Source organism: Streptococcus suis, assembly GCF_017601095.1.
GTDB classification, from domain to species: domain Bacteria; phylum Bacillota; class Bacilli; order Lactobacillales; family Streptococcaceae; genus Streptococcus; species Streptococcus suis_Z.
Map to the genome: position 1 here is coordinate 22,815 of NZ_JAGFUX010000007.1, position 19,192 is coordinate 42,006.

The window sequence follows — 19,192 nt, forward strand, 5'->3', positions numbered from 1 at the left end:
ATGATGTGGCCAAGTCAGGCAGTAAACTGGCCGCTAAAGAGTTTCTCCGGACCAGCCAGGGAAGGCTTGGAACAAGGAGCTAAGAACCTTGATAGCTTTAAGGGCTTGGTTAAGCATGTCGGTCAGTTTGGGGACAATGTTCTTAAAAATATAGATCATTACGCCAAACAAGTTGGCAATCTAACCAAGGGTAAGGTCGCCTCCTTAGCTGATAACCTCGCTAGCCAGCTCCGCCATGCCGATAACACCCTCAGCACTGCAGCGCAGAATTTCCGCCTCAACATTGGTTTAGAACCACAATTGATTGATGGCTTTATGCCAACTCCACCTCCGGGGAAATTGTCTGGGCTAGCGGATAACATTCAAGCTTTTGCGAAAAGTTTGGATGGTAGTGTGGATGATGTGGCGAGAGGCGCCAGTCGTCAAGCCAGCAAGGTGAGTGATAACTTTGCGGATGACGTTGCGGATGTTATTGTTCGTAAGGGGGAAGATGTTCCACGCTTGAAAGAAGTTGAAGTAGAATTCAATCGGAATCCGAAACACGATAAGGCAGAATTTACACGACAATTGGCCGATCAAGAGGCAGGTATGAATCAATTAACGGTTCAAGAATATTTGGATAACCGTGAACGGTATATTGCAGAAGGGCGTGCACTTGAAGGGAATGCGGCACAACAGGCTGCCCGTAAAGAAGCATTTGAAGATAAACTTGAAGAGTTAATCAATGCAAATATGCCTATTGATAAAGCAGAACAGGAAGCACAAAAATGGCTAGATACTCAACAATTTCACTCAATTTGTAAATGCTCTGGAATTGAGGAGTCTATTACAGCGAATGAAAAAACTATTCCTCATTTTATTGTAAAATAATACACACATAGAATAAAAATCTGAAAACGAATATATTTAAAAAAATCCCATTAGTCTGATGTATGAAATGCCCCCTAATCCGATAAGGGTGGTGAGGCTTCTAAGGCGATGGAACATTACGCTAAGATGCTTAACAAGGTCAATGAGGTTGGTGATTTGTACAGTCGAGCCAATAGTGAGGTTTTCTTCCTGATGAATCAATGGCTAGAACAAGATGAGGTTCTGGCACAGAACTTCCGTGATAGTTTGCAGGGAGGTGGACAATTGGCTGATAATTTGAGGCAGTTGTTCCCACCAGAGGAAGGAGGAAGCTAATGACTAAAAATGTTGAGCTTCATCTTCACAAGTGGAACAAAATGAAGGGTGCTTTAGGCTCTGTGACAGAGAATGGCTCTGGTGGTGGTTTTAGTGGTGGCAGTTACAGCAGCTGGGGCGGTCCAGCTATGTCCTCCTATAGTGGCATTGGCGGTAGTGGTAGTCAGGGCTTTGCGAATCGGATTAAGTCTCTGGTTGAGATTACGGAGAAGGCCAAGCGGGCCATCAATGATCTAGATGTGGATGGGGCTATTGGTAATCTTCACTTCCATGATGACCATGTGACGGCGATTAGCTTGCAGTCTAAACTGACCGCTTTAGAAACCTATGCGGGCAAGGTGCAACAGTACCTGAAGGATAAAATTGACCAGCCTTTCTACGAAAAACTGGACAAGGTTGGGGATCGGTTAGAGGCCTTGAACATCAGTGATTATAAAACCAGCAACCAGATTGGGTTTAAGAAAACTGAGGTCATCTATAGCGAAGCTGGCCAGTACATGGGTACTCGAGAAGTCTTGGCCAAAGAAGTTGGTCTCAAGGAACTTTATCAGGTTGACAATCCTTATAAGACACGTCTCCAAGCCATGTATGACTCCTATAAGTCTAGCGATGACTACAAAGAGAGCAAGCTGACCGAAGAGGATTACATCTTTGCCAGCCATCAGACTAGAGCTTTTACTTATCATTCCCTTAATGATGAGAAGGCGGTTTTTGAGGGGAAACGAGACCTTCTTTTAGCTGCAGGTGTTGTCATTCTGACCATTTTCTGTCCTCCTGCAGGAGCTGTGGCAGGCGTTGCTTTGGCGGCAGCGGACATGTATTCAGCTGCTTCAGGTAAGGACTGGATGACTGGTCGTGAGCTTGATGATGGTGAGCGCTTGATGCGTGGAGCCTTTGCCTTGTTTGACCTTGTACCAGGTGTTGGTTACCTCAATGATTTGGCTAAGACAGGTAAGGTAGCAGGCTTGGCAGGCATCAAGGCAAGTTTGAAAACCAGCTTCAAAGAAGGTATGGAGCAGGCGGCTAAGAATGTCGATAATTTTAAGGTTGTTCTTAAGAACGTGGATGACTTTGGGAAGAGGGTTGTGACTAAAATCGATGATTTTGGGAAACAACTTGACAATTTAGTGACTAATAAGGTATCATCACTAGCTGACAACGTTGCTGGTAAACTTCGTCATGTGGATGAGACACTCAGTACTGCAGCACAGAATTTTAGTCTCAATAACATTGGATTTGAGCCCCAGCTAGTCAGCGGAGCTATCCCATCACCTCCACCGGGTCGTTTATCTGGAGTAGCCGATAACCTCCAAGCCTTTGCCAAGAGTTTGAGTGGTAGTGTGGATGATGTAGTTATCCCTTCGGTAAGAGATGGTGAATTTAATAAGTGGTTTGACAGTCTAACTTCAGAGGAATTTATAAAGTTATGGGATAACCCTCAAATAAGGAAAATAATAGAAGATAGAATCCGCAAACCAGGGGGTTACCATGAATGGCATTTAGTTTCTAGGACACCAAAATTTAAAAGTTGGGGTGTTTCGATGGACGATATAAAAGAGATGAGAACTTTGACTATAGATGTAGAGTTCATAAATCCTCCTGGTCGTCATGGAGGACGAGGATCAACTAAAGCCCATAACGAAATTTTAAAAATTATTGATTCTGCGAGCACATATGAGGATTTTGTAGTTGAGTTAAATGAGTGGGCGAAACGACGTATGAAAAACGGTATCTTAGACTTGCCAATAGGATTAAGGAGATAGAAGATGCAAACAGTAACATTATGGCTTGGAAATTTTCAGTCTGCTGAAGATTTAAAAAAATATTTGTATGTTGGATATACTGACGATGGAGACAGTATTGACTCCAATTTTGAGAAAGATTTTCATCTAGGTTTTTATGATAGAGATTTAATAGAAAGTGACTGGATTGAAAACAAAGAAGTAGCATTATCTGTTTTACTTGAAGGTTTTTCATATGATAATCAGATAATACAGCAGTTTTTAGAAACAGGAAGAGAGTACAATACTATAATATTGATATATGATTACTCCTATGATAAACGAATATTAAGAAAAGAAACGGATGATTTTTTTCTTGAATTGATTGGAACTGCCTCATATGAAGTCTAGATAATAAAGTAAAGTAACCTCTGCAGCTGATAATCTAGCTGGTAAACTTCGTCATGCGGATGAGACACTCAGCACTGCCGCACAGAGATTCCACCTTAATGTTAATAATCTTAGAAATATCTTCACTCCACAGTTTGATTATGAGACAGTTGGAGTTGCGGATGATGTTGTAAAAAATGCGGATGAGGTATCACAACTTAATCGGACAGCAAATAAGATTGATGAGTTTGTGGAGTCAAAAAAATCACAGATAAAATTTGATAATGATTTTGGAAGTGATTCAGAGATTCTTGTACAATCTTATCGAGAGTTAAGAAAAAATAAAAATATTCCTGGTCAAGCTCATCATTTAAACCAGAACGCTACGTTTGGAGATATCATTCCTAGAGAGGTTCTTGCCCAGGCTTTCCGAGAAAGTTTGCAGGGCGGTGGACAATTGGCTGATAATTTGAGGCAGTTGTTCCCACCAGAGGAAGGAGGAAGCTAATGACTAAAAATGTTGAGCTTCATCTTCACAAGTGGAGCAAAATGAAGGGTGCTTTAGACTCTGTTACTGAGACTGGCTCCGGTGGTGGTTTTAGTGGTGGCAGTTACAGTAGCTGGGGCGGTCCAGCCATGTCCTCCTATAGTGGTATTGTTGGTAGTGGTAGTCAGGGCTTTGCGAATCGGATCAAGTCCCTGGTTGAGATTACGGAGAAGGCCAAGTGGGCCATCAATGAGCTAGATGTGGATGGGGCTATTGGCAACCTTCACTTCCATGATGACCATGTGACGGCGATTAGCTTGCAGTCTAAACTGACCGCTTTAGAAACCTATGCGGGCAAGGTGCAACAGTACCTGAAGGATAAAATTGACCAGCCTTTCTATGAAAAGTTGGACAAGGTTGGGGATCGGCTAGAGGCCTTGAACATCAGCGACTACAAGACCAGTAACCAGATTGGGTTTAAGAAAACTGAGGTCATCTATAGCGATGCTGGCCAGTACATGGGCACTCGGGAAGTCTTGGCCAAAGAAGTTGGTCTCAAGGAACTTTATCAGGTTGACAATCCTTATAAGACACGTCTCCAAGCCATGTATGACTCCTATAAGTCTAGCGATGACTATAAAGAGAGCAAGCTGACCGAAGAGGACTACTTGTTTGCTAGTCATCAGACTAGAGCCTTTACTTATCATTCCCTTAATGATGAGAAGGCGGCTTTTGAGGGGAAACGAGACCTTCTATTAGCGGCTGGTGTTGTTATTTTGAGTATTTTCTGTCCTCCTGCAGGAGCTGTGGCAGGCGTTGCTTTGGCGGCAGCGGACATGTATTCAGCTGCTTCAGGTAAGGACTGGATGACTGGTCGTGAGCTTGATGATGGTGAGCGGTTGATGCGTGGAGCCTTTGCCTTGTTTGACCTTGTACCAGGTGTTGGTTACCTCAATGATTTGGCTAAGACAGGTAAGGTAGCAGGCTTGGCAGGCATCAAGGCAAGTTTGAAAACCAGCTTCAAAGAAGGTATGGAGCAGGCGGCTAAGAATGTCGATAATTTTAAGGTTGTTCTTAAGAACGTGGATGACTTTGGGAAGAGGGTTGTGACTAAAATCGATGATTTTGGGAAACAACTTGACAATTTAGTGACTAATAAGGTATCATCACTAGCTGACAACGTTGCTGGTAAACTTCGTCATGTGGATGAGACACTCAGTACTGCAGCACAGAATTTTAGTCTCAATAACATTGGATTTGAGCCCCAGCTAGTCAGCGGAGCTATCCCAATACCTCCACCGGGTCGTTTATCTGGGCTAGCGGATAACATCCAAGCCTTTGCCAAGAATTTGGATGGCAGTGTGGATGAGGTGGTTGAAGCTGGTGCGAAGTCGGGAGATGATGTACCACGATTAAAAGAAATTGAAGTAAAATTTAAGCAGAGTCAGAAACATGATGAGATAGAATTTACACGTCAATTGACAGATCAAGAGGCAGGAATGAATCAATTAACGGTTCAGGAATACTTAGATAATCGTGAACGATACATTGCTGAAGGTCGGGCAATTGAGGGGAATGCGGCACAGCAAGCAGCCAGAAAGAAGGCTTTAGCAGATAAAGTTATCGAATTTAGAGAAATGGGACTTAGTCGTTCTGAAGCAAAAATAAGAGCTCAAGAATGGTTAGATACACAAGCAGCACTGCACAATCCAGACCAAATTGCAGGAGGTTTTGCTGATCGGATAGGTGGCATGGGAGATACAAGAATCAATTCCTCTATTGGTTCACAATGGAGATACCGAATTGACATTGTTGATGATCAAATCAAGAGAATGGCAAGTGAAATGACACCTGATCAATTACGAAGTACTTACTTGAATGTAAAATTAACATATTAGGAGAAGCGAATGATCAAAGATTTTATAAAATTGGCCGAAATGCCTCAAGAAGTGGTTGAAAAATATCAAGACCAAATTCCTGAAGAACTACTCCGCATATGGCAGGAAGATGGCTTAGGAACATTTTTAAATGGTTATTTGAAAGTTATTAATCCAGATGATTATCTTGGATTGATACAAGAAACTTACTTTAGAGGAAATGTTTCTATCCCAATATTTGCGACGGCTTTTGGAGACATCATTACTTTTGAAGAAAACAAGTATCTTGGATTGTTAGAGTATAAAAACGGGAATTTTGATATTTTTACTGAGAATCTGCACTATTTTTTAAATGACTTATCTGATGTGGAATTTCAAGAAGAGTATTTCGAACTTCCTCTCTATTACCAAGCTGTTGAGCAACATGGTCATCTAGACTATAATCAGTGTTTTGGTTTTGTTCCCTTGTTAGCATTAGGTGGTCCTAAGGATATCACCCATTTGAGTAAAGTTAAAATATTTGAGCATATCTTGCTAATTACTCAATTGGCTGGAGGTATCGGTGACTAATAATTTGTCAAAGGAATAGATGTAATTTCACAAAAGTAGCTGATAACCTCGCTAGCCAGCTCCGCCATGTCGATGACACCCTCAGCAAAGCAGCACAGAATGTCCGCCTCAACATTGGTTTAGAACCACAATTGATTGATGGCTTTATGCCTACTCCACCTCCAGGGAAATTGTCTGGGTTGGCGGATAACATTCAAGCTTTTGCCAAGAGTTTAAGTGGCAGTGTGGATGAGGTGGTGGAGAGTGGAGGTAAACTGAGAGATATGAATTAAACAAGATTACAATATAAGAAAATGGGCAGATAACTGTCAGATTTTTAGACGGAACAGAGGTAGATTTGTAAGAAACTGTGATTGAAAGGTTGCAGTTTTTTGTGTTATAATTAGAAAAACAGATTTTAATACGGTGTCAAGTTATGGAATATATTTTGAGTAATATGTATGATGAATTCATTTTAGATGATATTAGTAATAAAATTGGAATTTTTCCTATTGCAAATTCTGATGATTTAGCTGAACATCTCATTCGTTATGTAAGGAGACATTACAATGTATATGATAGTTATGTTAATCCGAAGATTTCTAATTTTTACAGAAAGCATAAGAAGTTTACACGCTTTATCTTAATTTCTATATCAGTATTCTGTTCTCCTAAGAATATTAATGAAATGTTGAGTGATTATGCTTTCAATGAACGATTAAAATGGGAACTTGAACACATAATTCCTCAAAATCAATACTATAATAAATTTAACTCTGAAAATACCAAACTAAAAAATCGAATTGGGAATATTGCTCTACTGACAAAAGAGACCAACGGTCAAATAAAAAATGAATCATTTTCAAAGAAATGTGAGGCAATTAAAGTGTGTGAAAAAGAATTGCTAGTTAATAAAGCTTTTAATCAACCGAAGATAAATTTTTCAAAATCCGATATCTGCAAAAGAGAGAAAGAAATAAATACACACATATTCGAAATATTTTTTAAAGATGAAGGTAAACTATTAAAAACGAAATTGAAAGAACACTGCAACGGAATTCCGCAAATGAAATGGATTTGTTTCGTTTCATAGTATTATTCCAAAGTAAACTTCATCTTTTCGTTCTATCAGTATTGGGGTTTGCTATCACATCACGTTTAAGTATTTGGTTTGTTGGTGAAAGCCTAGAAACCTTTGATAGTCGGGAATAGCAAAAGCTTTTGTTTAAAGGCTTGAGTCGTATAGGGGTGAAGTATAGGAGAAAGAGCTAAACTTGAATGTCTATGTATATAGCATGCAGAGCCCACCCATGAAGAACGAGCTAAAATCGCAGCACTTTTCCATAAACAGGATGAAGAACCAATTGAAGAAGTAGATTATGTTGCTGCTTTTGAACAGCAACAAAAGGAGTCAGAATCTAAAGATGTACAAACGCTCGCACCAACCGTTAAACAAAGTCAGCCGAAGAAGGTAAATATCACAAGTGACTATAAACAACACTTGGCTGATACCATTGCACAAAACAACAAGGATATTTCCACCTGTCAGAAGCAAATTGAAGAACTTCATCAATTGATTGATGAAAAGAAAATCCAAAATAAAAAGTTGCAGGCTATTTCAGTAGCCATTGATGATTTATAAGTCAGGTAGTCCTATGCGGGCTACCTTTTTACAATTGAAGGAGAATATAATGAAATTTTTTCAAAAGAAAAAACAAAACCAGGCTCAATTTAAACGACTGATCCATCGACTATCAGAGATGTCAGATACTGAACTAACCAAAGTAGAACAAGTCCTAGATGAGGTTTTTGATACAAATTTTAAGCCTGATAGGAACGTTGAATTATCTCAAAGCGTTATAACCGATGAGGAACAAAGTCTTGATAAGTCGATCCAAGAAGCGAAAAATAAACTTAACATGGAACAATTCGAAAAAAACATTGAGAGATTTAGACAAGGTAGGCGAGAGAGCAATAATAACAAATAACAGACCAATTATTTTGGCCTGTTTTTTGAAATATGTGTCATCGTTGAATCGTAACAATATAGCCTAACTAGATTATTATCTCGTGAAGGTTCAACATTGAACATAAAATAATGGTCCTGATAATCTTTAGCGTTTTCTTTGTTCAATTTGAAATAGGATTTTTGAGATTTGGCCATGGCAAGCATAATATCATCTGTTAAAAATGTTAGTGGTGTATCTAGAGCAGAATAGCGATAGAAATCCGCTTCAAATTTTCGGTAACTGTCACTAAAATAGTCCATCTGGAGTTGGTTCTTATTAAAATCAAGCTGATTCATACTCTACCTCCAAATCAATTGAAAGAATATCCTTGATTGGAATGCTAACAAAGCCCGTTTTTGTCTTCAATGAAACATGGTTAAAAGTCAGATTGTCAACTTTTCCAGTGTAATATTGTCCAGGAACTGCAAAGATACCATTCAACTGATTACTGTATAATTGATTGAGTAGCAGTAGTTTATCTGAAATTGATAACTCAGAAGTATAGTCAACTTTATTAAGCTCACTATCAAGTCCTGCCGTATGTTCTGATAAGAAAAATCCCATCCACTTGGCCATCTTTCGGTCTTGATATTCTCTAGCAACCTTAAATGGCAGATAACTTCTATCAATCATTTTAATCCCTCCAATCCTCCAGCGGAATGTCCGCCGACTAATCTACTGCGAGCAATTGCCCTTGAATTTTCTAATAAAGAACTAGCTTTCTGTACAGCAAGAAATCCAAATCGATCACGAATGGAATCAATGGTTGTCTCCAATTTTTCCTCTTTTTCGCTTTCTTCAAAATTATCAAAAAGTGAAATCACAGCAAAGTTTTCATCTACCAATCCATCGTACCTTACAGCAATGCTTCTAACTGCCCCTCCATCGTATTTTGAACGAAAGAGAGAAACAACTTCATCTTGAAAAACAAGCGTACGATTATTGGGGTTAATTTTTCTCTGAACATTGATTGACTTCTTGTTTTCGAAATTTGAATAGCCTACATTTATGGCAACAACGGTTGCTTTTTTGTGTCTTCTGCGTAGCCGAATCGCAACTTGCTCTGCCATTTCACGTAGGACAAGCTCTATATCGCTTTGACGTGTATAGTCTTTGTGAAGTACTTGTGAATTACCAATCCCAACTTCTTTTGGCAGATAGGGTTCATGGACATTGCTCTCATCAATACCATTAGCATGAAACCAATGTTGTACTCCAATAACACCAAATTCTTTTTTCAAGATAGTAGGGTCACAGTTGGCCAATTCTTTAATGCTGTAGATTCCCAATTTGTTTAGTCGTTTTTCTGTTCGTGAACCTATTCCCCAAAAGTCAGTCATTTTGGGAATATTCCAGACCTTCGTTTCAACATCTTCATAAGACCAATTGGCACGCATGGTAGCAGTGGTTTTAGCTTCGTTATCAAGTGCTAACTTAGCTAGAAGTGGATTGGCATTACTCATTCCAACAGTTGAATAGACACCCGTTTTTTCCCAAATATCGTGTTGAATTTTTGCTGAAACCACATCTAACTTATCTTTGCGACTTAGAGATTTGTCTTCAACAAAATAATTTAGCGATGAAGTTAAGTCTATGAATCCTTCATCAATAGAATAGGGCAGAATATCGGTCGGATCTGCATAATTTTGAAATACTTTTTGTATTTCAAGATTTTTTTGAATGTACAAGTCCATCCTGGGTGGCACTATAAATGTACGCTTGGCCCAATTTTCTATGAAGGAAACAAATTTTGCATCCGTTGGTAATCCTGAGATTTTAGCACGGTAGTAGTTAAATTTTCTTGTCTGAACATCAAAGGGGAGGTCGTAGGCTCTACCGACATTTCCTTTACCAAATACTTTTTTGAACATTGGAGAAGAGGCTAAAATTAGACCAGAAGAGTTGTCAGCCCTACTCATGACACAAAGTGAAGTATGGAGCGGGTGAAGTCCTCTCTCAACACATTCGATGGATGCGTAGAAGGATTTCATATCAACAAAAGCAATATCGCTACGTGGTTCTTTTGAATAGTCGATATAGCCCATACTATTCACCTTGTTTTTAATTTTGCTAATTCATCGACCAATTCTGTCAAATGGTCTGTTACGTCGTATTCTTCTTTTTCAAGAGATAAGATAATGCGGTCTTCCTTGAGGTAGATCATTTCTTTAACAAACTTTGACATCTCTACCCTCCAATCACAGGTATGAAGTGCCCTACAACCTTGCCAACAATTCTGATTTCATCTTCAAAGGGGATAAATTTCTCGGCAACATCTGGATTGATGGAAACCATTCGGAATCCATCTTCTTCACGATAGAGTTTCTTGATATAGAGCGATCCATTCCAATTCAAGGCATATACAGCTCCATCGTAATCAAAACCAGTTGACCTGATTAAAGCAACTTCACCGTCTTTATAAACAGGTTCCATAGAATTACCAGAAATCCATGTTGCTATATCGAATCCTGTATATTCATCTTCCGAATAGACAGTCTCAGTTTCAAATTCATCGTATAGACCTTCACCAGGACCAGCAGATAGTTGGATCTCAGATAGGACTTCCACAGAAAATAGCGGAATAATTTTATTGTGAGTCCCTTGTTCTTGAAGTAATTCTTCAGCATATTTATCTACTTTTTCCTGGTTCTGTAAAGAAAGCTGAAGATAAGTATTGACTATTTTATATTCTGACTCAAAATATGTTTCAGGAACATCTAATAGGATAGCCAGTTGTTTGAGATTGCTTTGGTTTGGTTTAGTCTTTTCATTTTCCCAATTAAAATAAGAAGAGCGGTTTATATCAAGTTTATCAGCTAGTTCAGATTGAGAATAGCCAAGTGTTATGCGTCTTTCTTTTAATCGTTTACCAGAAAACATATTACCTCCTGAAAACTATCGTTGTTTTATAAACTAACAAAATTATATCATAAAAGATTTAAGATGCAAGAGGAAAGTAATGTAAAACGGATCCTAAATTAGCAATTTTAAAATAATAGCACGATTTATGTGATATAATTTCAATAAATAACTATTTAACTAATGTGCGAGATTAAGGTGGGCAGTATGATATCAAGAATAATAATACAAAACTTTAAACGTTATCAGAAAGTTGATTTTACTTGTAATTCTGAATTAAATATTTTTGTTGGGGAGAATGGTGCTGGGAAGTCGACACTATTATATGGAATTGGTTTGGTGCTGAGCGGTAGTCACAGTCAAATTGAAAGAAGTAGCTTGTCTAGTATCATTAATCAAGAATCGATTATAGAATTTATGGGTACAAGGGATATCAATCAGCTCCCTGAGGTCTTCGTTGAAATATATTTTGATGAATTAAGTACTGAAATTTCCTCTAACTTCAATATTGAAGGAAATCATAACTCTCAAAAAATCAAAGCTTTTGGACTTTCATTAAAAATAGCTCCCAATCAAGATTATATTGCTGAAATTACTTCTGTCTTAAATGATAGTAATTGGACAGTCTTTCCATTTGAGTTCTATAAAGTTGAATTTTTGACATTTTCAGGGAAACCCTACTCCTCTTACAATAAACCGTATAAGTTTCTACATTCAATAATAAATACTAGTCTCATCGATACACAACAAGAGATTCAAAAACGTATCCATGAGGTGTATTTAGATAATATTTCAGCTGAAAATAGAGCAAAAGTTAATCATCAATACAGGATAAATTCACTTAATTTTTTAAATAATTTAAGGAAGGACGAATTGTTGACGGAAAATGCTTCAGAATTCCAACTTCATTTTGATGAATCAGAAAATTCATTTAGAAATTCAGTATCGGCTGTAAAAAATGGTGTAGATATAAAAAATTTAGGGCAGGGAGAAAAAGTACTATTAGGAGTCGAAAATGCGTACAGTCATCTCAAGGAAACTGTTAAAATACTGCTTATTGAGGAGCCTGAAAATCATTTGAGCTTCCAAAACCTCCAGAAATTGGTTAAAATGTTAAGTTCAAATACAGGTGTTCAAGTTTTTATTGGGACTCATTCAAATATGATTGCTTCAAGATTAGGTGTGGACAATCTTCTTTTTTTAGATAATGGTCAGATATCTAAACTTGAAAGTTTGAAAAAAGATACGATAAGATTCTTCAAAAAGTCTACCAATCAAAATTTATTGAACTTTTCTCTAGGTAAGAAGATAATTCTTGTTGAGGGGAATGCGGAATATATTTTAGTAGAAAAGTTTTTTGAAATACTCCATTCTAAAAAGCCTGAAGAATTTAATGTATCAATTATTTCAGTAGATGGATTAAGTTTTGAAAGGTATTTAGAAATTGCAACCAATTTTACTGATAAAAATGTAGCAGTTATCACAGATAATGATGGTGATTATGCAAGGAATGTACAGTCAAAGTATAGTTCTTATCAGCGATTCCAAAATATAAAAATTTCTTCTGATTTAGATAATGAGAATCGAACATTTGAAATATGCATTTATAATTGTAACTCAGATTTGTTAGATTCTTTAGGTTTAACCAAATCTAATGATTTAATAGGATACATGCTCAGGGAAAAGTCTGAGTTCGCACTTAGACTACTAGAACAAATGGAAACTAGTAATTTAAGTGAAGAGTTTATTTTACCCAATTATATTAAAGAGGCAATTGAATGGATAATAAAAGACTAATTCATGCGGTTGCTGGAAGTGGCAAAACGACTAAAATAATCGAAAGTATAGACCCACAAAAAAGAAATCTTATTATAACATACACTGAAACGAACCAGAATACAATTAGAGCAAAGCTGATTGACAAATTGGGCTATATTCCTGAGTATACTTTTATTTTTGGTGTCTTTGAGTTTCTATATAGTTTTTGCTTAGTGCCATATTTAGGAAAACGACCAAAAGGAATAAACTTTGACTATGAAACTCAAGGTAGGTTTGATAATAATTCAATAGATACTACTGGAAGAATTATTCAGAATCAACTTTCTAAGTCATTATTAAGGGGGGTCTTAATTTATAAAAGGAACAATATCCAATTTGATAATTCATATTTAGAAAGAATTGATAAATTTTTTGATTGTGTTTTTATAGATGAATGTCAGGATTTTGAGTCAGACGATTTTGATTGGCTTTTAAGCCTAAGTAAACTTAGTGCAGACGTTCTATTACTTGGAGATTTTTATCAAAAAACTTTTAAAACTTCAAGGAGAGGGAATAAGGGGAAAGGTATTCATTCTAGTTTTGAGAATTGGTTAAAAGTTATTTCTGATTCAGGATTTAAAATTGATTTGTCAAGTTTGTCAAAAAGTTATCGTTGTCCAAAGATAGTTTGTGACTTCATTGTTGAAAGCTTAGATATTGAAATTTCATCGCAGAAAAAAGAAAATCAAACTACAAAAATTTTGTTCATAGATTCACAGGATAAAATAGAATCAATCATGACAGATGACAGTATTATGAAACTTTTTTATCAAAAATCCTATGATTATGATTGTAAAAGCCAGAACTGGGGAGATAGCAAAGGCTCAGAATATGAAAATGTATGTGTAGTACTAAACCCAAAAACATATAAATTGTTTGATTCTGGTCGCTTAAGCGATCTATCTACACAAACTAAGAGTAAATTTTATGTTGCATGTACTCGTACGAGAGGGAACCTATATTTTGTAAATCAAAAAGATTTAACGGATTATAAAAAGATAAAGTAAAGGAAATTATATGACAGAACCGTTTTCAAACATACCATTTGTAAGTTATTTTTTAACTACAAATAATCATGATAATCCAAATTTTATTGAAAGAGACACATTCTCCTATCGTTTTAACAGGAACATTGTGACTCATACTCAATCAAGATACTTAGTTGCTCATCTTCCTAAAAGTCTTGAAGAATTAGTTATTCCTTGGCCACTATCTTCAATTATTGAAGAACAAAATTATATTACAGAATACATAAACATAGAGCTTTTAAATAAGAATAAAGATGGTATCATTGATTTAATCAAGCAAACTCCTTTAGGCTGTGTTTTCATTCCTGAAGAATTAAGAGACCATCCTTTTATTAAACAAATACAAGAAATTACACTACCTGTGATTTTTTTAGAAGACGGAGTAGATATCCCTATCAGCCAACTACAATTGATTGTAGAAAAAAATAGTATCAATGCTAGCCAGATAATAACTAACAAAGTTACAATCTCTGATAAAACAAAAATTGAGCCGATTAGCATACCTCACAAGCACTTTTTGCGACCTTTAGAGATTGCAATCAATCGTAATAGAGGTTTGTACCTATCTATATTTGAAAATAGGCAGGAACCAAAACCATTTGATAACCCAACAACAGAAGGAAAACTAGTGGTAGAGGAACAAGCGATAAGTGATTTGAAATATTATTTAAAGCTCCTAATTGCAGAAAAGTATATCATATATCTTGCAAAACATGAAAAAGGAATTGATTCTTTGATTGAAATTATAAGGAAATGGGATGATTCAATAGATACTGCAGATTTAGACTTGGATATTCTTGAAAAATATTTTTTGAATCTATCGGATTATTTTTTTGAAAAATTTGACGAAATAGTTTATCGTACAGATATGTTATTTGTGTTGCCGATGGTAAATAAAACAAGTGTTGATTTACTAAATAGAGAGTTTCAGTTACGACTATCTAAACCTGTTCTTAGGCAGATATATGATTTTTCAGGATATTATGGAATAGGGGACGGCAAAGATCTTGAAAGGATGTTACCAATAATTTCTGATAGAGCATCAGAAAACTCAATTTTAGATTCCTTATCACTTAATTTTACACTAGATGCAAAATCTCCGTATGTGCGCTTACCTAACATACCTTCCAAAGATATTACCTTGTGGTATTCGCATATGTTTAAAAATATAATGAAGAATTCCAATTTATCAGAAATTGAAAAATTCAATAATAATTTCCATAAAATATCTGAGAAGTTAAAGTTATCTTTAGATGATGGCTTTATTGATATAATTGTTAAACATGGAAAGCATATAAAATTTATTACAGATGCACCAATTGAATGGGTTAAATATAAAGATACTCCTCTAGGCTTAATAAAATCAATCAGCAGATTGCCAATTATTCCTGGTAATACATTAGTAAATTCAGCTAAACTTAACTTTAAAAGTGAAATTCCAAAAGCTACCGTGTCATTTTTAATTATCAATACACTTAACTCTAATGATACATTATATAAAAATGGGAAAAGATTGGGTGAGTTATTGAAAAAGTATTTTCCTAACTATTGTGTTAATTATTATGAAGTTAGAAATAAAACCGATTTTATTCGTACGATGAATGAAAATCCTTCAACTTTTTTTATTTACTATGGGCATGGTAGTATGCCTGAAATGAGTAGAAATCAACCAGATCAGATAGGTAAACTTCATATTGGCGATGATGAAATTGATATGATTGAGTTAGAAAATACTTTAAAAGTTGTACCTGTTGTCACAATATTGGGGGCCTGTCAGACACAGGTATTGGATTCTCATTATTTAAATATTGGAAATATGTTTCTCGGGTTAGGAAGTCAATCAGTATTGGCAACATATTTCCCAGTTGATGGTTTCTATACATTTAGTTTAATAGAGTATATTTTTAGATATCTAAAAAATTTTTTAAGCAATCAAGCGCCAGAGTATATAAAGAACTGGTCTGATATTATTTTACAAGCTCGACGAACTCATTATATCATTGAACCAGTTAATACAATTATTGAATATTTAGATAAAAAGGGAGATAAAACTAGAGTAGACTCAGGTAGTTTGTCACAATATGTTATGAAATATTGTATAGAATCAAGCTGTAATGCTAACACCTCATATATTTCTCTAATGGAACAAAGTGTCATATATAGAGATAAAGCTTATAAAGAATATTTTAAAAACTATCCAGAATCGACTAGAATGTTAATTGATTATATTTTTAAACATAACTATGTCTTTCCAGAGAGTATAATATTTACATCTCTTGGTTCTCCAGAGAGAATTAAATTTGTATAGAGTTTTTTGAGAGCATCTAGCTCTCTTTTTTTTTACCTTCTTCTGTAATGTGATACCTTTTCCAAATCATCTCTATTATCCTAATATCATTCCCAACAAAATCAATCCTTGATTTTTTCTTAGGGGTTTGGGGGCGAAGCCACCATAGTTTCTTATCGTCGGCTGACAAACCTGTAAGGTTTGGATTCAGCTGGCGATTAGATTTTGGGTTATTGTGGACACAATAACTGAGCTCGCAAAAGCCGAAAAGCGAAGTGATGAGGCTGAAGGAAGCCCCCCGTATCTGATACGGTATCGGGTTAGACCCGATAGAGGCAAGTAGAGAAGGAGTATAACGAGATGACAGAACACTATCGCACTATCCGTAAGGAAATTAATCTGACACCAGAGGAACTGGAGCTGATTCAGAATCTGATGAGGAAAGAACATGCCGAGCAATTCTCTCCCTTTGTCCGTCAAAAGCTGAAGGAGTTGGCTGAGGGAAGACAGTTGGTTACGGATTGGTTTACCCTCTGGCAGTCCCAGAAGATTGAACAAATTAGCCGTGACATCTTACAGGTGACTGTCTTGGCTGAACAGACCCAGCAGGTCACGGCAGAGAACTTTCGAATTATCTTGATCTGTGTGCAAGAGCTGATGGCTGAAGTAGAGAAGTCTATCCCACTCAGTCCAGATTTTCGTGACAAGTACATGGGAGGTTAAACATGGAAAATCGTTACCGCACTAACCTCAAAAAAGTCTTTCTAACGGACCAGGAGTTAGCAACTTTGAACGACCGTATCGGGCAGAGTGGCTGTAAAAATTTCTCTGCTTATGCTAGAAAAGTTCTGCTCAATCCCAACATGACATTTCTGACCATTGACACCAGTAACTATGACGACTTGGTATTTGAGTTGAGACGAATCGGAAACAACCTCAATCAAATCGCACGGACCGTCAACCAGACTCACATCTTAACACCAAGCGACCGTGGATTTTTGGTGCAAGGCATTGGCCAACTCATCAAGGAAGTGGAGAAGGACTTTAACATAAAGAGTCAGCAGCTGAAGGAGTTTTATGGTCGTCACTAAACACTTTGCGGTGCATAACACCAAGTATCGTAAGAGCCTCATCAAGTATATTCTCAATCCAGAAAAGACGAAGAAGCTGAAACTGGTCTCTGATTTTGGCATGAGCAACTACCTGGACTTTCCTAGCTATAAAGAATTGGTGGAAATGTATCATGCCAACTTTGTCAACAACGATAGGCTCTACGATTCCAGAAATGATCGGCAACAGGTCAAGCAAACGAAAATCCATGCCCACCACCTGATCCAATCCTTTTCCCCTGATGACAAGCTCACACCTGAAGAGATTAACCGCATTGGCTATGAGACCATTAAAGAATTAACAGGTGGGAGTTTTCGTTTTATTGTTGCGACCCACGTTGATAAGGACCATATCCATAACCATATCTTGATTAACGCCGTGGATAAGCAGTCAGATAAAAAACTCAAATGGGACTATGCCCAGGAGAGAAACCTTCGTCTGATTTCAGATCGCATTGCCAAAGAAGCTGGAGCAAAAATCATCAGCCCTAATCGTTACTTGCATGAAAAGTTTGAGACCTATCGCAGAACCAACAATAAGTTCGAACTCAAGCAGCGACTTTACTTTCTCATGGGAAATAGCAGGAGCTTTGAAGATTTTTTGGACAAGGCTCCTGCTCTAAACGTGGAGATGGATTTTTCTCGTAAGCATGCCCGCTTTTTGATGACTGACCGTAACATGAAACAGGTCATTCGCGGCGACCAGCTCAACAAACGCCAACCCTACACCGAGGATTATTTTCGGGAGCAGTTTGCGAAACGAGGTATTGAAGAGCGACTGGAGTTTCTTTTACCCAAGGCTAGGAGCCTGGAGCATTTGGTTAAAATGGCAGAGCAGCTGAACCTGATCATTTCTCCCAGACAGAAACACGTTGTCTTTACTTTATCAGAGAATGGCAGGAGCATAGCCATAAAAAATGAGAAGTTGAGTGCCAAGTGTCTTTACGATGTCCAGTTTTTTGAAGACTATTTTTCTAAAGAGAAAGAGCTCCCAGACGTTAGCCTGGAAACTCTTATGTCAGATTTTGAAAAGTACCAGGAGGAAATGAACAAAGATAGGCTGCCTAACGAAGAACTTTGGCCATCCTATACGGATTTCAAAGAAACACGAGACCAGGTTCAGGAGTTTGAAGTTGTTTTAGCAGAGCACCAGATTGACAAGTTAGTCAAGGACGGTCTCTTTGTCAGAATCAATTATGGCATCAAAAAAGGCGGCTTGGTCTTTATACCAAACCGTAACCTGGATATTAAAGAAACGGATACGGGAAAAACCTATCACGTTTTTATTCGTGAGACTGCCCAATTTTTTATCTATGACAGAGACAATGCCCAGCTCAATAAGTACATGAGAGGCCGAGATCTGATTCGTCAACTCTCACACGACAGCAAGCATATCCCTAAACGCAGACGACCAACACTTGATACCCTCAAAGAAAAAATTGCAGAGCTTAATCTTTTGATTGACCTGGATACTGACAATAAATCCTATCAAGAGATTAAGAACGAAATGATTCAGGATATTGCTCAACTGGAGTTGATGATTACGGATTATCAGGATAAACTTGCTTACCTTAACAAGGTGGCGGAAGTGTTGCTAAATCTTAATAACGCAGACCCAGAAAACAGACGGCTAGCTAGATATGACTACGCCAAGATGAACCTGACATCAGCCATTAAACTGGAGCAGGTAGAGAAGGAGATAGCAGAAAATCAAAACTCCATGACGAAATGGATAGATGACTACGAATATGAGATAAGAAGATTAGAGAAGTTTATCAACATACTTGATAACACTAGAAATCAAAATATCACTAAATTAAAACAGGAAACAAAATCAATTTAGTTGTTTGAGATACCATGGGAAAATTATAAG

The 19,192-nt window shown here is 37.0% G+C and carries 21 protein-coding genes and 1 pseudogene; 17 read left to right on the forward strand and 5 right to left on the reverse strand.

Translation table 11 applies throughout. From position 1 onward, the window contains the following. The 11 genes and pseudogenes from J5566_RS06965 to J5566_RS07010 all read left to right on the forward strand — a co-directional run bounded on the left by J5566_RS06965 (position 1) and on the right by J5566_RS07010 (position 8,197). Positions 1 to 870: a polymorphic toxin type 15 domain-containing protein gene (locus J5566_RS06965; protein WP_208562677.1), complete on the forward strand. Its 870-nt coding sequence runs from the start codon at positions 1 to 3 to the stop codon at positions 868 to 870. 108 nt (positions 871 to 978) lie between these two features. After that, positions 979 to 1,185, forward strand: a complete 207-nt coding sequence (locus tag J5566_RS06970; RefSeq protein WP_105111767.1) for a hypothetical protein — start codon at positions 979 to 981, stop codon at positions 1,183 to 1,185. Beyond that, positions 1,185 to 2,948 (forward strand): pre-toxin TG domain-containing protein, encoded by a 1,764-nt coding sequence (locus J5566_RS06975; RefSeq protein WP_208562678.1) that lies wholly within the window; start codon positions 1,185 to 1,187, stop codon positions 2,946 to 2,948. The genes J5566_RS06970 and J5566_RS06975 overlap by 1 nt, the downstream gene beginning before the upstream one ends. Before the next feature lie 3 nt (positions 2,949 to 2,951). Then, positions 2,952 to 3,317 (forward strand): immunity 22 family protein, encoded by a 366-nt coding sequence (locus tag J5566_RS06980; protein WP_105111493.1) that lies wholly within the window; start codon positions 2,952 to 2,954, stop codon positions 3,315 to 3,317. Positions 3,318 to 3,546: 229 nt separating this feature from the next. Then, a complete protein-coding gene (locus tag J5566_RS06985) occupies positions 3,547 to 3,804 on the forward strand; it encodes a hypothetical protein (RefSeq protein ID WP_202854133.1) in 258 nt (85 codons plus the stop codon). Continuing rightward, the gene (locus J5566_RS06990; protein WP_208562679.1) at positions 3,804 to 5,681 is read left to right on the forward strand and encodes a polymorphic toxin type 15 domain-containing protein; all 1,878 of its coding nucleotides are present in this window, start codon (positions 3,804 to 3,806) and stop codon (positions 5,679 to 5,681) included. The genes J5566_RS06985 and J5566_RS06990 overlap by 1 nt, the downstream gene beginning before the upstream one ends. A gap of 9 nt (positions 5,682 to 5,690) precedes the next feature. Beyond that, complete coding sequence (locus tag J5566_RS06995; protein ID WP_105111900.1) at positions 5,691 to 6,230, forward strand: T6SS immunity protein Tdi1 domain-containing protein; 540 nt, start codon at positions 5,691 to 5,693, stop codon at positions 6,228 to 6,230. Between the two features lie 146 nt (positions 6,231 to 6,376). After that, complete coding sequence (locus tag J5566_RS10695) at positions 6,377 to 6,502, forward strand: hypothetical protein (protein ID WP_269088170.1); 126 nt, start codon at positions 6,377 to 6,379, stop codon at positions 6,500 to 6,502. 143 nt (positions 6,503 to 6,645) lie between these two features. Next, positions 6,646 to 7,302, forward strand: a complete 657-nt coding sequence (locus J5566_RS07000; RefSeq protein ID WP_105111899.1) for a GmrSD restriction endonuclease domain-containing protein — start codon at positions 6,646 to 6,648, stop codon at positions 7,300 to 7,302. A 213-nt stretch (positions 7,303 to 7,515) separates the two neighbouring features. Then, a pseudogene (locus J5566_RS07005) lies at positions 7,516 to 7,851 on the forward strand (DUF5945 family protein); the annotation flags it as partial. Positions 7,852 to 7,900: 49 nt separating this feature from the next. Next, on the forward strand, positions 7,901 to 8,197 hold the full coding sequence (locus J5566_RS07010) for a hypothetical protein (RefSeq protein WP_208562680.1): 297 nt from the start codon (positions 7,901 to 7,903) through the stop codon (positions 8,195 to 8,197). An 8-nt stretch (positions 8,198 to 8,205) separates the two neighbouring features. On the opposite strand, the gene J5566_RS07015 is transcribed toward J5566_RS07010, so the two are convergent. The 5 genes from J5566_RS07015 to J5566_RS07030 are packed head-to-tail and all read right to left on the reverse strand — an operon-like array spanning position 8,206 to position 11,098. Further along, complete coding sequence (locus J5566_RS07015; RefSeq protein ID WP_012775536.1) at positions 8,206 to 8,514, reverse strand: DUF5960 family protein; 309 nt, start codon at positions 8,512 to 8,514, stop codon at positions 8,206 to 8,208. Then, positions 8,501 to 8,851, reverse strand: a complete 351-nt coding sequence (locus J5566_RS07020) for a hypothetical protein (RefSeq protein ID WP_105111897.1) — start codon at positions 8,849 to 8,851, stop codon at positions 8,501 to 8,503. The genes J5566_RS07015 and J5566_RS07020 overlap by 14 nt, the downstream gene beginning before the upstream one ends. Next, positions 8,848 to 10,263, reverse strand: coding sequence for a Y-family DNA polymerase (locus J5566_RS07025; protein WP_208562681.1), 1,416 nt, complete (start codon positions 10,261 to 10,263; stop codon positions 8,848 to 8,850). Before J5566_RS07025 ends, J5566_RS07020 begins: the two co-directional genes overlap by 4 nt. 5 nt (positions 10,264 to 10,268) lie before the next feature. Next, positions 10,269 to 10,403 (reverse strand): hypothetical protein, encoded by a 135-nt coding sequence (locus J5566_RS10700; protein ID WP_096811956.1) that lies wholly within the window; start codon positions 10,401 to 10,403, stop codon positions 10,269 to 10,271. A 2-nt stretch (positions 10,404 to 10,405) separates the two neighbouring features. After that, positions 10,406 to 11,098 carry a S24 family peptidase gene (locus J5566_RS07030; RefSeq protein ID WP_208562682.1) on the reverse strand — a complete coding sequence of 231 codons (693 nt, stop codon included), beginning with the start codon at positions 11,096 to 11,098 and terminating at the stop codon, positions 10,406 to 10,408. A 186-nt stretch (positions 11,099 to 11,284) separates the two neighbouring features. On the opposite strand from J5566_RS07030, the gene J5566_RS07035 reads away from it, so the two are divergent. The 6 genes from J5566_RS07035 (at position 11,285) to J5566_RS07060 (ending at position 19,162) form a co-directional block, all read left to right on the forward strand. After that, the gene (locus J5566_RS07035; RefSeq protein WP_105111894.1) at positions 11,285 to 12,874 is read left to right on the forward strand and encodes an ATP-dependent nuclease; all 1,590 of its coding nucleotides are present in this window, start codon (positions 11,285 to 11,287) and stop codon (positions 12,872 to 12,874) included. Then, complete coding sequence (locus J5566_RS07040) at positions 12,856 to 13,902, forward strand: RNA helicase (protein WP_105111893.1); 1,047 nt, start codon at positions 12,856 to 12,858, stop codon at positions 13,900 to 13,902. The genes J5566_RS07035 and J5566_RS07040 overlap by 19 nt, the downstream gene beginning before the upstream one ends. A gap of 10 nt (positions 13,903 to 13,912) precedes the next feature. Beyond that, positions 13,913 to 16,231, forward strand: a complete 2,319-nt coding sequence (locus tag J5566_RS07045) for a hypothetical protein (RefSeq protein WP_208562683.1) — start codon at positions 13,913 to 13,915, stop codon at positions 16,229 to 16,231. Between the two features lie 339 nt (positions 16,232 to 16,570). Continuing rightward, positions 16,571 to 16,933, forward strand: a complete 363-nt coding sequence (locus J5566_RS07050; RefSeq protein WP_105111890.1) for an SAG1252 family conjugative relaxosome accessory protein — start codon at positions 16,571 to 16,573, stop codon at positions 16,931 to 16,933. Between the two features lie 2 nt (positions 16,934 to 16,935). Then, complete coding sequence (gene mobC / locus J5566_RS07055) at positions 16,936 to 17,301, forward strand: plasmid mobilization relaxosome protein MobC (protein ID WP_105111889.1); 366 nt, start codon at positions 16,936 to 16,938, stop codon at positions 17,299 to 17,301. Next, entirely contained in the window at positions 17,288 to 19,162 is a 1,875-nt protein-coding gene (locus J5566_RS07060) for an SAG1250 family conjugative relaxase (protein ID WP_105111888.1), read from the forward strand. The genes mobC and J5566_RS07060 overlap by 14 nt, the downstream gene beginning before the upstream one ends. Positions 19,163 to 19,192 lie beyond the last annotated feature (30 nt).